Genomic DNA, 16,449 nt, shown 5'->3' on the forward strand with positions numbered 1-16,449 from the left:
GGCGGCTACGCCACCGCTTGCACGGCAGAGGCAGCGGACGCGCGGCACGCTGCCGACGCCTGCCATCCGGTGACAACGAGCGCCAGGATCTGGCCCCGCTGCGGCTGCATGGGCAGACGGTACGCAAGAAGGCGGTGGCGCGCACGGAAGGCGCGATGGTGCCTGCGGTGCCGTCGCGAAGCGAAATCCGCTACCAGGGCTTGCCGCCACGCCCGTTTGACGGCATCGTGCGCACTCCGTACGCCAGCGTATCCATCTCATGTCGCCCGCCACCGGCCCTTCCGCCTTCCCGCACCTGTTCACCCCGCTCGATCTGGGCTTCACCCAACTGCGCAACCGGGTCCTGATGGGCTCGATGCACACCGGGCTGGAAGACCGCGCGCGCGATTTCCCCAAGCTGGCCGCGTATTTTGCCGAGCGCGCCGAGGGCGGTGTCGGCCTGATCGTGACCGGCGGTTTCTCGCCGAACGTGGTGGGCTGGCTCAAACCTTTCGGCGGCAAGCTGTCGTGGCCCTGGGAAGTACGCCCGCATCGCCAGGTCACCCGGGCGGTGCACGCGCACGGCGCCAAGATCTGCCTGCAACTGCTGCACGCCGGGCGCTATGCCTACCATCCGTTGTCAGTGGCGCCTTCCAAACTGCAGGCGCCGATCAACCCCTTCACCCCGCGCGCGTTGTCGGCATCGGCAGTAGATCGGCAGATTGCCGCGTATGCCCGCGCAGCGCGGCTGGCACGCGAGGCCGGCTACGACGGCGTGGAGGTGATGGGATCGGAAGGCTATCTGATCAACGAGTTCACCGCCGCGCGTACCAACAAGCGCAGCGACGCCTGGGGCGGCGACGCAGCCAAACGCATGCGCTTTGCCGTGGAGATCGTGCGCCGCATCCGCGAGGCCTGCGGAGAGGACTTCATCATCATCTACCGGTTGTCGTTGGTGGACCTGGTCGAGGACGGCAACCAGTGGCAGGAAATCCTGGCACAGGCGCAGGCGATCGAAGCGGCCGGCGCGACCATCATCAACTCCGGCATCGGCTGGCACGAGGCGCGCATTCCGACCATTGCCACCTCGGTTCCGCGCGCCGCATTCGCCAGCGTGACCGCCAAGCTCAAACCGCACCTGCGCATTCCGGTGGTGGCCAGCAACCGCATCAACATGCCGGAGGTGGCCGAGCGCATCCTCGCCGACGGCGCGGCGGACATGGTGTCGCTGGCACGGCCGTTGCTGGCCGACCCGCAGTGGGCCAACAAGGCGCGCGCCGGGCAATCGCACACCATCAATACGTGTATCGCCTGCAATCAGGCGTGCCTGGACCATGTATTCGAAAACAAGCTGGCCACCTGCCTGGTCAACCCGCGCGCCGTGCACGAAACCGAGCTGGTTTACGCACCCACGGCCACGCCCAAGCGCATCGCCGTGGTCGGCGCCGGACCCGCGGGCCTGGCGTGCGCGACGGTGGCGGCAGAACGCGGTCACCGGGTGACGCTGTTCGATGCGAGCAGCGCCATCGGCGGCCAGTTCAACGTGGCAAAACGCATTCCCGGCAAGGAAGAATTCACTGAAACGCTGCGCTATTTCAGCCACCGCATCGAGGCCACCGGCGTGCAGCTGCGACTGCAGACGCGCGCGCAGGCAGACGACCTGAAGGACTTCGACGAGGTGGTGCTGGCAACCGGTATCGAGCCGCGCAAGGTGGACTTTCCCGGCGCCGATCATCCGATGGTGGTCAGCTATCTGGACGTGGTGCTGGGCCGCCACGTCGCCGCCGGCAAGGTGGCGATCATCGGAGCCGGTGGAATCGGCTTCGATGTCGGCGAATTCCTGGTGCACGAGGGTGCGTCGGTATCGCTGGATCCACAGCGCTGGATGGCCGAATGGGGCGTGGATCCGACCTTCGAGGCCCGCGGCGCGCTGTGCAAACCGCAGCCTGAGCGCCCTGCCCGCCAGGTCTGGCTGTTGCAGCGCAGCCCCGGGCGCCCCGGCGCGCGGCTGGGCAAGACCACCGGCTGGATCCACCGCGCAACGCTCAAGGCCAAAGGCGTCAAGATGCTCGGTGGTGTGGAGTACCTGGGGGTGGACGATGCCGGCCTGCGCATCCGCGTGGACGGCAGCGAGCAACTGCTCGACGTGGGCACGGTGGTGGTCTGCGCCGGTCAGGAGCCGCGGCGCGAATTGCTTGCCGCGCTGCAGGCCAACGGTCAGCAACCGCATCTGATCGGCGGCGCAGACGTGGCCGCCGAACTGGATGCCAAGCGTGCCATCAACCAGGCCAGCCGACTCGCTGCCACGTTGTAAACAACCCAACTCGAACGACGCCAGTGCGCCGAGAGCTGCCTTCATGCCGTGGCGCAGCTTCGGTCATTGTGCATCTGACGATCAAGCGCATGCGGCTTCTGCTTGTATGCCGGAACGCGTCCTTGCCGACGTAAGTGCTTTTGTCGTGCGCCGTGCGCAATGACATCGCGGTTGCAACGGTCTCATGGGACAGAAAACGCGCATGTGTGTTCGCTGTCGAACACGCATTGCGTGCAGGCCGCGTGAACTAAAAAATTAGCGCGCGCTATCGTGCTGCGCTGCATCGCCCGCCGTTTCGCAAAGCGCGCGTGTCGCTCTGCCGATGCGAAGCGTGCAGCGTGTTGCGATGCGTGAGCCGACACCTGCACAACGTAGGCGTGGCCGCGCTGACGCCACGTCAACCCCGCCCATTCAGCCACGATTGTGTGATCGGCGCCTACCTTGCGCCAACTTTTTGACCCACCCACTTGGTGGGCACCTCCGGTAGATCTCTCTTCGCCGGAGACCGGGCGGCCCGTGACAGGTCGCCTCCCCATGACGCCAAGCCCTTCGCACTGGTGCACCCACATTGGGCGCTCTGCGGATCGGCCCATACGGAGCAAGGAGTTCTATGAAACTGGCTTGGATACTCTGGCTGTCGCAATTATTGCCGCAGCCTGCTGCAGATTCGTTGTGTTTGAGTACCACCGTCTACCTGGAAGCGCGCGACCAGACCTTGCGTGGCCAGCAGGCCGTTGCAGAAGTTGCGTTGCGTCGGCTGGATAGCGGACTGTGGGGCGACTCGATGTGCCAGGTGGTGACCGCGCGCAAGCAGTTCGCACCCACCATCGTCTCTCCGGGTACGCAGTTGAAGAATGACGATGCCTGGAACAAGGCATTGGGCGTGGCCCTGGCTGCGGAACGCAACTGGGCGTTGCCCGTGGGGCAGCGCAAGGAGATCGTGCCAGGCGCGAGCCACTTCGCCGCCAGTGCAATCGCCAACCCGAGCTGGCGTAACGCCTATCAGGTTGCCACCATCGGCGACCACACGTTCTACCGCGTGCAGAAGCTGCGTCCGCGCACTGCGTCTTGACCGACATCCCTGCCTTGCAGTGCGCTGCGGCGTGTCGTTACCGCCGCCCGCATGCACGCAGTGTTTGCCGCCGTTCCCACGGATAACGATTTACTGCATCGCGCTGCACGTGATATCGCGTGATGCACGCAGGCGTCCGCGGTGCGCCGCCAGTAGATCACTGCGCGTGACGATACCGAGCACGCGCAATGTTTGCGCCCCGTCGACGACCACCAACCGCCCCACCCCGGCATCGCTCATGTGATCGGCGGCATCGCGCAACGAATGCTCTTCACCGATTACCACCGGGGCGCGTTGCACGAGTGCGCAGAGCGGCAGGTCGTCTGCGTGGCGGGAATCGAGCAGATCGCGGCGTGTGAGCACGCCCCGCAGCGCACCGTCGGATCCGATCACGGGGAAGCCGTGATGGGTGATGCCTGCTGCGCCACTGCTCAACCACTGGCGTACCTCGTGCAGGGTTTGCGTCTCATGCAGGCTCACCACGTCGCGGCTGCACACGGTACGCACGGCAATCTGATCCAGGTGATCCGCACTGTAGTCCGATGGAACGCGAACACCGCGACGCACGATTTTTTCAGTCATGATCGTGTGCTGCATCATCAGGCCCGACACCAGATACGCCGCCGCGCAGGCACCCAACAACGGCACTAACCCGTGCGTTTGCTGCGTGGCTTCGAAGGCAAAGATCACCGACGCCAGAAATGCGCGTGATGCGCCTGCAAACATCGCCGCCATGCACACCAGTGCCGCCATTCGCGGATCCACGCCCAGGGCGGGCGCATACGTCGCCAACGCGATCCCCAGCACGCCACCCAATGCGCCGCCGATGGTGAACAACGGTGCGAGCGTGCCGCCGGACGTGCCGCTGCCCAGCGCCACCGACCAGGACACCAGCTTGGCAACGCACAGCACCAGCATCGTGCCCAGCCCCGCGCTGCCGCCCAGCACGAGAACGATGTTGTCGTAGCCCACACCCAACGTGCGCGGCACCCAATAGCCGACAATGCCGACGACCAGGCCACCAATCGCAGGCCACCACATCCAGTGCAGCGGAATCCGCTCGAACGCGTCTTCGATGCCGTAGGTCAGACGCGTCACCCCAACGCTGATCGCACCGACCAGCGCGCCCATCGCGACATAGGCGAACAACGCGCTCAGCATCGCCGGCGGCAATGCCGGCATCGGAAATACCGGCCCGCTGCCTTCGAACACAGCATGCATCGCAGCGCCGACCATCGCAGCCAATGCCACCGGAATCAACGAGCGCGCGCGGCGTTCGAACAGCAGCAATTCGATCGCCAGGACCACCGCTGCGATCGGTGTCGCAAAGATCGCGGCCATGCCTGCGGCTGCACCTGCGGCAAGCAAGGTCTTGCGCTCGTCGGCAGTGACATGCAGCCGCTGCCCCAGCAGCGAACCGAGCGCGCCACCGGTGGCGATGATCGGCCCTTCCGCACCAAACGGCCCGCCAGTCCCGATCGCCACCGCAGACGATGTCGGCTTGAGCCAGGTCATGATCGGCGGAATGCGGGTGTCGTTGCGCAACACCTGTTCCATCGCTTCGGGAATGCCGTGCCCGCGAATCGCGCGCGAGCCATAGCGGGCCATGATGCCGACGATCACTCCACCGATCACCGGCACTGCAATGGCCAAGGCACCCAGTGCGTGTCCTGCCGGGCTGACCATCTCGGTGCGCAGGCGCCCGAAGTACGCAAGATTGGTCACCAGTCCGATCAACGCGGTGAGCACCTGCGCCACGCCGGCCACCACGAACGCCAGCAGCACACTCAGGCTGGCGATCCAGATCACGCGACGTTCCAGCGGTGGAGATTGCTGCGGCAAGTGGGCCTGCACCTGCGCGGCGCCCAACGAGGGGACAAGCGGAATCGCCGCGCGTGATTGCGTGGTGGGAGCAGAGTCGTTCAAGGGGAAACGCCAGAAAATGCGACGCGGCAAAGGCTACGCCGATCACCTCGTAGTAGCTGGCTGGAACTTAAATCGGCGCGCGCACCGCATCGGCGAGGCATGTCGTTCGATCGAGCACGCGACCTCCCACGCGCCTGGCAGGACACCGCAGCAAAGACGTCTAGCTCTTTCTCTCGTCGCATCGAGCCGGCGGCGCCCTACATGCGCCACCTGGCTCGCCTTGCATGCGCATTCGATGGCCACACGCAGCCGCCCGCACCACGCTCGCTGCCGGCCGGACGACCGCACGGCAGCGGCATACGCCGCCTAAGAGGGGCTGACAACACCACTGTGCAGCCGTCAGGCGGGGCGGTCGGCGCCCGGAATCGGCATGTACCACGCGTACTTCGGTTCCGAGCGCGCTGTCCACAGCTACCTGACGACTGCTCGCTACGTTCTGTTGGCTGCTCTAAGCTTGCGCACCTGTCCCTCATTGGATTGACCATGAAGCTTTACACCAAGCCGGGCGCCTGTTCGCTGGCAGATCACATCGTGTTGCGTTGGTCCGGGCTGCCCTTCGACCTGGTCGTGGTCGATGCAGCCACCATGAAGTCGCCCGAGTATCTGCGCCTGAACCCGGCCGGTGCGGTGCCACTGCTGGTCGTCGACGACTGGGCCTTGACCCAGAATGCCGCCATCCTCAACTACATCGCCGACATCGCCCCGCTTACCGGCCTGGGCGGCGATGGCAGCGCGCGCAGCCGCGCCGAGATCAACCGCTGGATCGCCTTTTCGAATGCCGATGTGCATCCGGCCTTCAAGCCCATCTTCGGCAGCACCGCCTATCTGCAGGACGAGGCCTTGATTGCGCGCAGCCAAGACGATGCACGCAGCAAGTTGCGCACGCTCTACACCCGCGTCGATGCACATCTGCAAGACCGCCAGTGGCTGGCCGGCGACAGCCATACCGGAGCCGATGCCTATCTGTTCGTGACGGTGCGTTGGGCCAACAAGGCAGGCGTGGATCTGAGCGGGCTGAGCGCACTGGATGCCTTCTTCCAGCGCATGCAGGCCGACGCCGATGTGCAGGCTGCGCTGTCGGCCGAAGGCCTGGCGTAAACGCCACCGCTGCCTGGTGACGCGACGTGGCTGCCAGCGATGTGCATCGCTGAAGATGCACGTCGCAAGGCACCCCGCCTCAGGCGCGCCATCGCCGCGCATCGCATCGCTTGGCGAAACCAGCGGCATGCGGCCACAAAAAAACGCCGGGCAGTGCCCGGCGTTTTTTACTTGCGACACACGTATGACTCAGCCCAGCAGGTGCGACACGCCGCTGCGCTCTTCTTCCAGCTCGGCCAGGGTCTTGTCGATGTACTTCTGGCTGAAGTCGTCGATCGGCAGATCCTTGACGATGGTGTACTTGCCGTTTTCGGTGGTGACCGGGAAACCGAACATCACGCCTTCCGGAATGCCGTAGGAACCGTCCGACGGCACGCCCATGGTGACCCACTTGCCGTTGCTGCCCAGCACCCAGTCGCGCACGTGATCGATGGCAGCATTGGCAGCCGACGCAGCCGAGGACAGGCCACGCGCTTCGATGATCGCCGCGCCGCGCTTGCCCACGGTCGGGATGAAGGTGGATGCATTCCATTCCTGGTCGTTGATCGCATCGCCGATGGAGGCGCCGTCAGCGGTGGCGAAACGGTAGTCCGGGTACATGGTCGGGCTGTGGTTGCCCCACACCACCAGCTTTTCGATGCCGCCGACCGGCTTGCCGAGCTTGGCCGAGAGCTGGCTCAGCGCGCGGTTATGGTCCAGGCGCAGCATGGCGGTGAAATTCTTCGGGTCCAGGTCCGGCGCCGACTTCATCGCGATATAGGCATTGGTGTTGGCCGGGTTGCCGACCACCAGCACCTTGACGTCACGCCTGGCGACCTTGTTCAACGCCGCGCCCTGCGCGGTGAAGATCTCCGCATTGGCCAGCAGCAGGTCCTTGCGCTCCATGCCAGGGCCGCGCGGACGCGAACCCACCAGCAGGGCGACATCGACGTCCTTGAACGCCACTTCGGCGTCGTCGGTACCGACCATGCCGGCCAGCAGCGGGAACGCGCAATCTTCCAGTTCCATCATCACGCCCTTGAGGGCGGCCTGCGCCTTCTCGAGCGGCAGTTCAAGCAACTGCAGGATGACCGGCTGATCCTTGCCCAGCATTTCGCCCGAGGCGATACGGAACAGCAGGGCATAGCCGATCTGGCCGGCGGCGCCGGTCACAGCAACACGAACAGGTGCTTTCATGGGGTGTTTCCTCTGCTAAAAAGCGTTGGTGGGGGTGGCGCGCTGGCGGGGCCCAGGGCCTGGCGGCGCGCGTTGACAAGCAAACGGCCGCACAGGGCGGCCGTTCGACAGGATGCGATCAGGCGGCGAGGATCTTGTTCCACTCCGCAACGCGGTCGGCCTTGGCGGCCAGCACGGCGTCGGTATCGCCTTCGATGGTGAGGGTGTTGATGGTGTCGCCCTGCGCAACGCTATCGACCACGTCCAGGCCCTGGGTGACCTTGCCGAACACGGTGTGCTTGCCGTCCAGCCACGGCGTGGCGGTGTGGGTGATGAAGAACTGGCTGCCGTTGGTGTTGGGGCCGGCATTGGCCATGGACAGCACGCCGCGCTCGTGGCCGACGCCGTTATTGGTCTCGTCTTCGAACCGGTAACCCGGGCCGCCGCGACCGGACCCTTCCGGGCAGCCGCCCTGGATCATGAAGTCGGCGATGACGCGGTGGAAGCTCAGGCCGTTGTAGAAGCCGCGCTTGGCCAGGTTGACGAAGTTGGCAACGGTCAGCGGCGCCTTCTCCGGGTACAGCTCGACGATGATCGGGCCGCGGGACGTGTCGAAAGTGGCGATCAGGGACATGGAAATCCTTGCAGGTTCTGGGGTGATCAACAGCCCGTTAGGATACACCCGGGCGCGTGGACGACCGTGCGGATACGACCATGGTCCAACGCTCCTGCCTGCCACATCCCCCGGCCCGTCACGCTGGCTGAATGGGCGATCTGAATCAAGTTTGGTCAATTGGCAACGGCAGCGCAATGAAACCGCTATAATGTCGGGCTTACCTCATCTCAAGACTGGCGCCAGACAGGGGCCCTTTCCGCATGTCCATTGAAAAACTCCGCAATATCGCCATCGTCGCGCACGTCGACCATGGCAAGACCACCCTCGTCGACTGCCTGCTGAAGCAGTCCGGCACCCTGTCCGAACGCACCGTCTTGGCTGAGCGCGTGATGGACAGCAACGACCAGGAAAAGGAACGTGGCATCACGATCCTGGCCAAGAACACCGCCATCACCTGGCAGGGCAACCGCATCAACATCGTCGACACCCCGGGACACGCCGACTTCGGTGGCGAAGTCGAGCGCGTGCTGTCGATGGTGGACTCGGTGCTGATCCTGGTCGACGCGATGGACGGCCCGATGCCGCAGACCCGCTTCGTGACCCAGAAGGCCTTCGCGATGGGCTTCAAGCCGATCGTGGTGGTCAACAAGATCGACCGTCCCGGCGCACGCCCGGACTGGGTGATCGACCAGGTGTTCGACCTGTTCGACAAGCTCGGTGCCACCGACGAACAGCTGGACTTCCCGATCGTCTACACCTCCGCACTGAACGGCTACGCCAGCCTGGATTCGGACGTGCGCGACGGCGACATGACCCCGCTGTACGAAGCGATCATGCAGCACGTGTCGGCCCCGGACGTTGACCCGGACGGCCCGTTCCAGATGCGCATCAGCCAGCTGGACTACAACAACTTCGTCGGCGTGATCGGCATCGGCCGCATCCAGCGCGGCGTGCTGAAGAAGAACATGCCGGTCAGCGTGATCGACCGCGAAGGCAAGAAGCGTCAGGGCAAGGTGCTGCAGGTGCTGGGCTTTTTGGGCCTGGAACGCATCGAGCAGGACACCGCCGAGGCCGGCGACATCGTGGCCATCTCCGGCGTTGCCGAGCTGACCATTTCTGACACGGTGTGCGCGCTCGATCACCCCGAATCGCTGCCGGCGTTGACCGTGGACGAGCCCACCATCTCGATGACCTTCCAGGTCAACAACTCGCCATTCGCCGGCAACAAGGACCTGTCCGGCGGCAAGTTCCTGACCAGCCGCCAGCTGCGCGACCGTCTGGACCGCGAGAAGGTGCACAACGTGGCACTGAAGGTCGAGGAAGGCTCCGACGCCGACAAGTTCCTGGTCTCCGGCCGTGGCGAACTGCACCTGTCGGTGCTGATCGAAAACATGCGCCGCGAAGGCTACGAGCTGGCCGTGTCGCGCCCGGAAGTCATCATCAAGGAAATCGACGGCAAGCTGATGGAGCCGATCGAACAGCTGGTGGTGGACATCGAAGAACAGCACCAGGGCGGCGTGATGGAAAAGCTGGGCACCCGCAAGGGCCAGCTGAAGAACATGGAGCCGGACGGCAAGGGCCGCGTGCGTCTGGATTACATGATCCCGGCGCGTGGCCTGATCGGCTTCCAGAACGAATTCCGCACCCTGACCCAGGGCTCGGGCCTGCTGTTCCACGTGTTCGACCATTACGGTCCGAAGGAACAGGGCGCCATCGCCAAGCGCCAGAACGGCGTGATGATTGCCAATGCACCGGGCGCAACGCCGGCCTATGCACTGGGGCCGTTGGAAGAGCGTGGCCGCCTGTTCGCCGCTGAAGGCGACAACGTGTACGAAGGCCAGCTGATCGGTATCCACTCCAAGGACAACGATCTGACCGTCAACGCGATCAAGACCAAGCCGCTGACCAACATGCGCGCGTCTGGCAAGGACGATGCGATCAAGCTGACCCCGGCCATCAAGTACACGCTGGAACAGGCGCTGGACTTCATCGAGGACGACGAGCTGGTGGAAGTCACCCCGAAGGAAATCCGCCTGCGCAAGAAGTTCCTGACCGAAAGCGACCGTAAGCGCGCTGGCCGTTCCGGCTAAGCACTGACGACCACTGTCGTGAGCAACACGCCCTACAGCCCGGGTGCGCGCGCGCATCCGGGCCTCCACGCGATCGCCTTGCTGGAGGCGGTCAAGGGCGCGCTTGCGTTGCTGGCGGCGACGGGCCTGGAAATTCTGGGCCCGCTTCCGTTGCAGCATGCGGTCAGTACGCTGATCCGCCGTTTCAATCTGGACCCCGACCACGGCGCACTGCCGTCGTTGCTCAAGACCATCAACCCCGATGCCGTACACCTGGCTGCCGCGGCCATGCTGGCCTATGGCCTGCTGCATGTGGTCGAAGCGTGGGGCCTGTGGCGTGCCCGGGCCTGGGCCTCGGTGCTGGGCTGCCTGTCGGCGGCCATCTATCTGCCTTTCGATATCTACGCCATCGTCCGCCATCCCGGCTGGACCGCCTGGGCCGTGCTGGCGATCAATCTGATCGTGGTCGGCGTATTGGCGCGCGATCTGGTCCGGCGTCGGCGCCGCTGACCCGCCCTGCCCGTCTGCGGGCACGTCTTATCCGTTGTCACCCCGACGCAGCGCCGTTAGCCTGCGGACAGTTCCCGGGGAAGACCATCCATGCGATCCACCGTCCTGTCCTTTGCGCTGTTGCTGGCCTTGTGCAGCTGCGCGCATGCCGATGACCCGGCACGCCCGGCAGCCGCAGCCGCCCCGTCTACCACTACGCTCGATCTGGTCGATGCCGATGTCGCCGGCCTGCAGGCCCGCATGCGCGATGGCGGCACCACCAGCCTGGCGCTGACGCGCGGCTATCTGCAGCGGATCGCCAGCATCGACCGCGCCGGCCCGCAGCTCAACGCCGTGATCGAACTCAATCCGCAGGCCGAAGCCGATGCGCGCACGCTGGATGCAGAGCGCCGCGCCGGCCGCGTGCGCGGGCCGCTGCATGGCATTCCGGTGCTGCTCAAGGACAACATCGATGCGCTGCCCATGGTCAACAGTGCCGGCTCGCTGGCCCTGGCCGGGTTCCGCCCGACACGCGACGCCTTCCTGGTGCAGCGCCTGCGGGCCGCCGGCGCCGTGATCCTGGGCAAGACCAACCTGAGCGAGTGGGCCAACTTCCGCTCCACCCAGTCCAGTTCCGGCTGGAGCGCCCGTGGCGGGCTGACCCGCAATCCGTATGCGCTGGACCGTAACCCGTGCGGCTCCAGCGCCGGCACCGGCGCGGCGATCGCCGCCAGCCTGGCCACGCTCGGCATCGGCACCGAAACCGATGGCAGCATCACCTGCCCGGCCGCGGTCAATGGCCTGGTCGGACTCAAGCCGACGGTGGGCCTGGTCAGCCGCGACGGCATCATTCCAATCTCGGCCAGCCAGGACACTGCCGGGCCGATGACGCGCAGCGTGGCCGACGCGGCCGCGCTGCTGCAGGCCATCGTCGCACCCGACCCGCAGGACCCGGCCACGCGCACTGCGCCGTCGTCCACTCCAGACTATCTCGCCCACCTCAAACCCGACGGCCTGCGCGGCGCGCGCCTGGGCCTGCTGCGCAATCCACTGCGCGAGGATCCCGCGATCGCCGCCGCATTGGATCGCGCCGTACAGACCTTGCGCGCGGCAGGTGCCACGGTGGTTGAGACTGCCCTGGTCACGGATGGCAAGTGGGATGCTGCTGAGCAGATGGTCTTACTGGTCGAATTCAAGGCCGGCTTGAATGCCTACCTGCGCAGCCATGCCGCGCCGGTCAAGGATCTGGAGGCCCTGATTGCCTTCAATCGCGCCAATGCGCAGCGCGAAATGCCTTACTTCGGCCAGGAGTTGTTCGAGCAGGCGCAGGCTGCCCCGAGCCTGGAGGACCCGGGCTATCTGCGCGCGCGTGCCAGCGCCAGACGGCTCGCCGGCGAACAAGGCATCGACGCGGCCTTGAAGGCCGACCGTCTGGACGCCCTGATCGTGCCGACCACCGGCGCCGCCTGGGTCACCACGCTCGGCAAGGGCGACACCTTTCCCGGTGCCGGCTACGGCGCCGCGGCAGTGGCCGGGTATCCAAGCCTGAGCGTGCCGATGGGGCAGACCCGAGGCTTGCCGCTCGGACTGCTGTTCATGGGCGCTGCCTGGAGCGAGCCGCGCCTGATCGAACTGGCCTATGCCTACGAGCAACGCAGCCACGCGCGGTTCGCGCCCGGCTACGCGCCGAGCGCACCGCCGGCGGCACCGGGCGCATCGCAACCGAAGACGGCCGACTGACCGCATCGCAAGGCAACGTGGCGGAGGTATGGGCATCGACGCCATGAGACAGCCTCACCCGGCTGTCGCGCTTCTTGCCGCCCAGGCAGCTGCGCACCGTCGTCCGTCCGATGCGCAGCATGGAACCGCTTGGCCGCCAACGCACACCGACGCGATTAGGCATGTCTGCCGGCAACGCTAGATCGATGCCGCAGGCTCGCCGTCTTCCGCACCCGGCGAACGCACGCTCTCTGGCGAGATCGGTTCTGCGGCACGCGACACCGGCTTTTCCTGCGCCGCAATCTCGGCGCGGATCCTGGGCAGCGCATAGGCGTGCTCGCGGGTCAGGAAGTCGATCATGCGTTCGCGCACCAGGCAGCGCAGATCGAACGCATCGCCGGAATTGCGCGCGCTTACCAGCAATCGCACCTGGATGGTGTTGTCGCTGGTATCGGTGATCTGGGTGACGCAGACGCGGCCATCCCACAGCGGCTCGCTCTGACAGATGCGTTCCAGTTCCGCGCGCACCGCCGCGATCGGCGTGCGGTAATCCAGCCAGAGGAACGCGGTGCCGAGCAGGTCCGCACTGGCGCGCGTCCAGTTTTGGAACGGGTTTTCGATGAACCAGGTCAGCGGCACCACCATGCGCCGCTCATCCCAGATCCGCACCACCACATACGAACTGCCGATCTCTTCGATACGGCCCCACTCGCCTTCGACGATCACCACGTCGTCCAGACGGATCGGCTGGGTCAGCGCGATCTGCAATCCGGCGATCAGGTTGCCGAACACCGGCTTTGCCGCAATACCGGCCACCAGCCCGATGATGCCGGCCGAGGCCAGCAAGGTCTTGCCGATCTGGCGTACTTGCTCAAAGCCCAGCAGCACTACCGAAATGCCAAGCAGGATCACCGTGCCCATCACGACGCGGCTCAGCACCCGCGTCTGGGTCTGGATGCGTCGGGCGGTAAGGTTATCGGAGACTTCGATCGGATTGCTGCGCAGGATCGCCGCTTCGCCGGCCGCCACCGCGCGCACCAGCAACCAGGTTACGCAGCCGACGATGCCGACATGCAACAGATGCTGCACTGCCGCCAGCGCCTTGCCGGTCAGCGGCGTGGCCTCGGTGGCAACACCCAGGAACAACAGCGGCAGGATGAACGCCGCCGGCAGCGTGATCACGCGGATGATGCGCGCACGGCGGTAGTCGCGGCCCTGCATGCGGCGAAACAGCCACAGCATCAGCGCCCAGGTGCCAGCACCGGCCAGCAGCGCGGCGCCAAGCGGGATTGCGTATTCGCGGATGACGTTCCAATCGGCAGTCAAACCGTTCCTCCTGTGGGGGGAGAGAGGGATGGCTGCCAGAGCATGCCGCAAGCGGCATGAGCGTCACGTCATGCGCACACGCCGCTCATGCGCCCAGCGGTTGCGACGCCACCTGTTGCTGCTTGCGCACGATTGCCATCGCAATTTCCAGCGACTGTTCGTAGTTCAGCCGCGGATCCACGCTGGAGCGGTACGCGCGCTCCAGATCGCGCTCGGTCAACTCGCGCGCGCCACCGGTGCACTCGGTGACATCTTCGCCGGTGAGTTCCAGATGCACGCCGCCCAGCCGCGTGCCGGCTGCCGCATGCAGGTCGAACGAGGTCTCCACTTCGCTGCGGATATTGTCGAAACGCCGGGTCTTGTAGCCATTTCCGGTGCTCTCGGTATTGCCGTGCATCGCATCGCACACCCACAGCACGCGGCGCCCGTCACGCTTGACCGCGTCCAGCAGCGGCGGCAGTTTTTCGGCAATCTGTGCCGCACCCATGCGATGGATGAAGCTCAGACGTCCCGGCTCGTCTTCGGGGTTGAGCACATCGATCAGGCGCAGCAGTTGGTCCGGCTGCACCGACGGCCCCACCTTGATCGCGATCGGATTGCGCACGCCGCGCAGGTACTCCACGTGCGCGCCATCCAGCGCCGCGGTGCGCATGCCGATCCACGGGTAGTGTGTGCTGAGGTTGAACCAGCCCCACTGGCGCGGCACCTGCCGGGTCAGGCCTTCTTCGTACGGCAGCAGCAGCGCTTCGTGCGAGGTGTAGAAGTCGATGCGATTGAGGTTGTACACCTCCGAGCCGGACAAGGTCTCCATGAAGCGCACCGCATCGCCGATCGAAGCCACCATCTTCTGGTAGTCCGCGGCCAGCGGCGAATAGCCCACCCAGTCCAGATTCCAGTACTCGGGATGGTGCAGGTCGGCGAAGCCGCCGTCGATCAAGGCGCGCACGAAATTCATCGTCATCGCCGAGCGCGAATGCGCGGTGATCATGCGGCGCGGATCGGGCACACGTGCCGCCTCGGTGAAGGCAGGCGCATTGATCACATCGCCGCGATAGCTCGGCAAGGTCACACCATCACGGGTTTCGGTATCGGCCGAGCGCGGCTTGGCGTATTGCCCGGCAAAGCGGCCCACCCTTACCACCGGCAGGCGCAGGCCGTGCACCAGCACCAGGCTCATCTGCAGCAGCACCTTGAGACGATTGGAAATGGTGCCCGATTCGCAATCGCTGAAATTTTCCGCACAGTCGCCGCCCTGCAGCAGGAAGCGCTTGCCTTCCTGGGCTTCGGCCAGCTGGCGCTTGAGCGCGAAGATCTCCCATGAGGTCACCAGCGGCGGCAGCTGTCCCAACTCGTCCATGGCCGCCTGCAACGCGCCCTGGTCCGGATACACCGGCAGCTGCAGCGCAGGTTTGCCGCGCCAGCTGCCGGGCGCCCACGACGAGGCAGCGGCATCGGAAACGGAAGTTGGGGCGGAAAGATTCATGACGAGGCTCCTGGACAGCCCGTGATGGTGGCAGAGCCGGGCGCGTCAGGCAAAGCAGCGATGCGAAGTCCGCCGCCAGCATCGGGCGCCGTCGCTATCAGAACCTGCACCGCTACGGCGGACGCGACTGAACGGCAGGCAAAGCGCCCACAGCGGGCACGACTTCCCATCTACGCCAACACCGCTCTGGAGCACAAGGTTAAGGGTTACACATCCTCCCACTGGTCAATCGTGCGACCGCCCTGCCCCCTGCACGCTCTCCGCTCCCATCGCCTCCATCCTGCCGTCCTCCGTCTCGGCCGCCACCATCGTCGCCGAAGCTACCGCCCCGCAGATCACCGAGCTGAATACCGTCTGTGCTAAAGCGCGGGGCAACCACGGGCTACCGCGTTTTCAGTTCAGTGGCAGGCCTCCGCCGCCAGGCTCCGGCCGCTACCGCCATACATTCAACCGCACACCACGCGTCAGTGGTGAACCGAGCTGCGTCGTGCCTTGAAGCCGGCATACAGCGCCCACAGCGCAAGCGAGACAAACCAGACCATGCTCCACATCGGCATGCTCAAGCCCAGAAAACGCCAATCGATGTTGCCGCAGTCACCAGTGCCGGTCAGCACGGTACGGAACACTTCAAATGGCCCCATCGTCTCGCTCAGGAAGCTGAGCGGCGGACCGCACGACGACATCATGTCCTTGGGGCGGATCTGCACCCAGACATGCCGCGCCGCGATGCCCATGCCCACGCCTGCCGCAATGAAGCTCAACACCCCGTAGACCTTGCGCGCCCCAGCGCGCCGCGGCCCGTGCAACGCGCCCAGCAGGAAGAACACGGCCAGGGCGGCAAACGCGATGCGCTGGAAGATGCACAGCGGGCATGGTTCGAGTCCAAGGTGCAACTGCACATAGATCGCATAGGCCAGCAGTCCTGCACACGCGAGAAAGCCCAACAGAAACTGCGCCCGAAAACCCCAACGAAATGGATTCATCGTTACTGCTTGCCTAGGTTCGAGCCCCGATTATCAGTCATCGCCGCGGCCGTGACCACGCATGCCTCCACGTGCCCCGTCGCATGCTGCGAAGAACGCCGCAGGCCAGCCTGACGACTCAGTCTGCATCCGGCCACTGCGCTCTGGCGATCGACGGCACGCACCCCAAACGCGCCCGCAGTCCACGTACGGAGCAGGGCAATACCCCTCGCGCAGCATC

Annotated in this window: 12 protein-coding genes and 1 other RNA gene; 7 read left to right on the plus strand and 6 right to left on the minus strand. The window is 65.6% G+C overall.

Going from position 1 to position 16,449, the window contains the following annotated elements; translation table 11 throughout:
- The first annotated feature begins 259 nt into the window (after positions 1-259).
- Both XnspCFBP7698_RS11440 and XnspCFBP7698_RS11445 read left to right on the plus strand, forming a co-directional pair.
- Complete coding sequence (locus tag XnspCFBP7698_RS11440; protein ID WP_104581676.1) at positions 260-2,293, plus strand: NADPH-dependent 2,4-dienoyl-CoA reductase; 2,034 nt, start codon at positions 260-262, stop codon at positions 2,291-2,293.
- A 610-nt stretch (positions 2,294-2,903) separates the two neighbouring features.
- Positions 2,904-3,365: a cell wall hydrolase gene (locus XnspCFBP7698_RS11445; RefSeq protein ID WP_104581677.1), complete on the plus strand. Its 462-nt coding sequence runs from the start codon at positions 2,904-2,906 to the stop codon at positions 3,363-3,365.
- 90 nt (positions 3,366-3,455) lie between these two features.
- On the opposite strand, the gene XnspCFBP7698_RS11450 is transcribed toward XnspCFBP7698_RS11445, so the two are convergent.
- Positions 3,456-5,291 carry a chloride channel protein gene (locus XnspCFBP7698_RS11450; protein ID WP_233548958.1) on the minus strand — a complete coding sequence of 612 codons (1,836 nt, stop codon included), beginning with the start codon at positions 5,289-5,291 and terminating at the stop codon, positions 3,456-3,458.
- Positions 5,292-5,661: 370 nt separating this feature from the next.
- On the opposite strand from XnspCFBP7698_RS11450, the gene XnspCFBP7698_RS11455 reads away from it, so the two are divergent.
- A non-coding RNA gene (locus tag XnspCFBP7698_RS11455) (sX9 sRNA) lies at positions 5,662-5,736 on the plus strand.
- 38 nt (positions 5,737-5,774) lie between these two features.
- Complete coding sequence (locus XnspCFBP7698_RS11460; protein WP_039413192.1) at positions 5,775-6,389, plus strand: glutathione binding-like protein; 615 nt, start codon at positions 5,775-5,777, stop codon at positions 6,387-6,389.
- A gap of 189 nt (positions 6,390-6,578) precedes the next feature.
- Here XnspCFBP7698_RS11460 and XnspCFBP7698_RS11465 read toward each other — a convergent pair whose 3' ends face one another.
- Together XnspCFBP7698_RS11465 and XnspCFBP7698_RS11470 are read right to left on the minus strand one after the other, a co-directional pair.
- The gene (locus XnspCFBP7698_RS11465) at positions 6,579-7,565 is read right to left on the minus strand and encodes a malate dehydrogenase (RefSeq protein ID WP_104581678.1); all 987 of its coding nucleotides are present in this window, start codon (positions 7,563-7,565) and stop codon (positions 6,579-6,581) included.
- Between the two features lie 118 nt (positions 7,566-7,683).
- Positions 7,684-8,178 carry a peptidylprolyl isomerase gene (locus XnspCFBP7698_RS11470; protein WP_104581679.1) on the minus strand — a complete coding sequence of 165 codons (495 nt, stop codon included), beginning with the start codon at positions 8,176-8,178 and terminating at the stop codon, positions 7,684-7,686.
- Between the two features lie 242 nt (positions 8,179-8,420).
- Here XnspCFBP7698_RS11470 and typA point away from each other — a divergent pair, with 242 nt between their 5' ends.
- From typA to XnspCFBP7698_RS11485, 3 genes are all read left to right on the plus strand, one after another.
- Positions 8,421-10,250 carry a translational GTPase TypA gene (gene typA / locus XnspCFBP7698_RS11475; RefSeq protein WP_047695380.1) on the plus strand — a complete coding sequence of 610 codons (1,830 nt, stop codon included), beginning with the start codon at positions 8,421-8,423 and terminating at the stop codon, positions 10,248-10,250.
- 18 nt (positions 10,251-10,268) lie between these two features.
- Positions 10,269-10,739: a DUF2127 domain-containing protein gene (locus tag XnspCFBP7698_RS11480; RefSeq protein ID WP_104581680.1), complete on the plus strand. Its 471-nt coding sequence runs from the start codon at positions 10,269-10,271 to the stop codon at positions 10,737-10,739.
- 105 nt (positions 10,740-10,844) lie between these two features.
- The gene (locus XnspCFBP7698_RS11485) at positions 10,845-12,458 is read left to right on the plus strand and encodes an amidase (protein WP_104581687.1); all 1,614 of its coding nucleotides are present in this window, start codon (positions 10,845-10,847) and stop codon (positions 12,456-12,458) included.
- A gap of 177 nt (positions 12,459-12,635) precedes the next feature.
- On the opposite strand, the gene XnspCFBP7698_RS11490 is transcribed toward XnspCFBP7698_RS11485, so the two are convergent.
- From XnspCFBP7698_RS11490 to XnspCFBP7698_RS11500, 3 genes are all read right to left on the minus strand, one after another.
- Positions 12,636-13,763, minus strand: coding sequence for a mechanosensitive ion channel family protein (locus XnspCFBP7698_RS11490; RefSeq protein ID WP_104581681.1), 1,128 nt, complete (start codon positions 13,761-13,763; stop codon positions 12,636-12,638).
- Positions 13,764-13,848: 85 nt separating this feature from the next.
- Positions 13,849-15,246 carry a 3-deoxy-7-phosphoheptulonate synthase class II gene (locus XnspCFBP7698_RS11495; RefSeq protein ID WP_104581682.1) on the minus strand — a complete coding sequence of 466 codons (1,398 nt, stop codon included), beginning with the start codon at positions 15,244-15,246 and terminating at the stop codon, positions 13,849-13,851.
- Positions 15,247-15,710: 464 nt separating this feature from the next.
- The gene (locus XnspCFBP7698_RS11500; RefSeq protein ID WP_039413213.1) at positions 15,711-16,229 is read right to left on the minus strand and encodes a disulfide bond formation protein B; all 519 of its coding nucleotides are present in this window, start codon (positions 16,227-16,229) and stop codon (positions 15,711-15,713) included.
- Between the last annotated feature and the right edge of the window lie 220 nt (positions 16,230-16,449).

Origin of the sequence: Xanthomonas sp. CFBP 7698, from assembly GCF_003600855.1 — a bacterium.
GTDB lineage: Bacteria > Pseudomonadota > Gammaproteobacteria > Xanthomonadales > Xanthomonadaceae > Xanthomonas > Xanthomonas cannabis.

Excerpts from the sequence above, each read along its gene's own strand:
- XnspCFBP7698_RS11465 (WP_104581678.1), bottom strand. The coding sequence starts at position 7,565 with ATGAAAGCACCTGTTCGTGTTGCTGTGACCGGCGCCGCCGGCCAGATC.
- typA (WP_047695380.1), top strand. The coding sequence starts at position 8,421 with ATGTCCATTGAAAAACTCCGCAATATCGCCATCGTCGCGCACGTCGAC.
- XnspCFBP7698_RS11445 (WP_104581677.1), top strand. The coding sequence starts at position 2,904 with ATGAAACTGGCTTGGATACTCTGGCTGTCGCAATTATTGCCGCAGCCT.
- XnspCFBP7698_RS11460 (WP_039413192.1), top strand. The coding sequence starts at position 5,775 with ATGAAGCTTTACACCAAGCCGGGCGCCTGTTCGCTGGCAGATCACATC.
- XnspCFBP7698_RS11470 (WP_104581679.1), bottom strand. The coding sequence starts at position 8,178 with ATGTCCCTGATCGCCACTTTCGACACGTCCCGCGGCCCGATCATCGTC.
- XnspCFBP7698_RS11500 (WP_039413213.1), bottom strand. The coding sequence starts at position 16,229 with ATGAATCCATTTCGTTGGGGTTTTCGGGCGCAGTTTCTGTTGGGCTTT.
- XnspCFBP7698_RS11495 (WP_104581682.1), bottom strand. The coding sequence starts at position 15,246 with ATGAATCTTTCCGCCCCAACTTCCGTTTCCGATGCCGCTGCCTCGTCG.
- XnspCFBP7698_RS11440 (WP_104581676.1), top strand. The coding sequence starts at position 260 with ATGTCGCCCGCCACCGGCCCTTCCGCCTTCCCGCACCTGTTCACCCCG.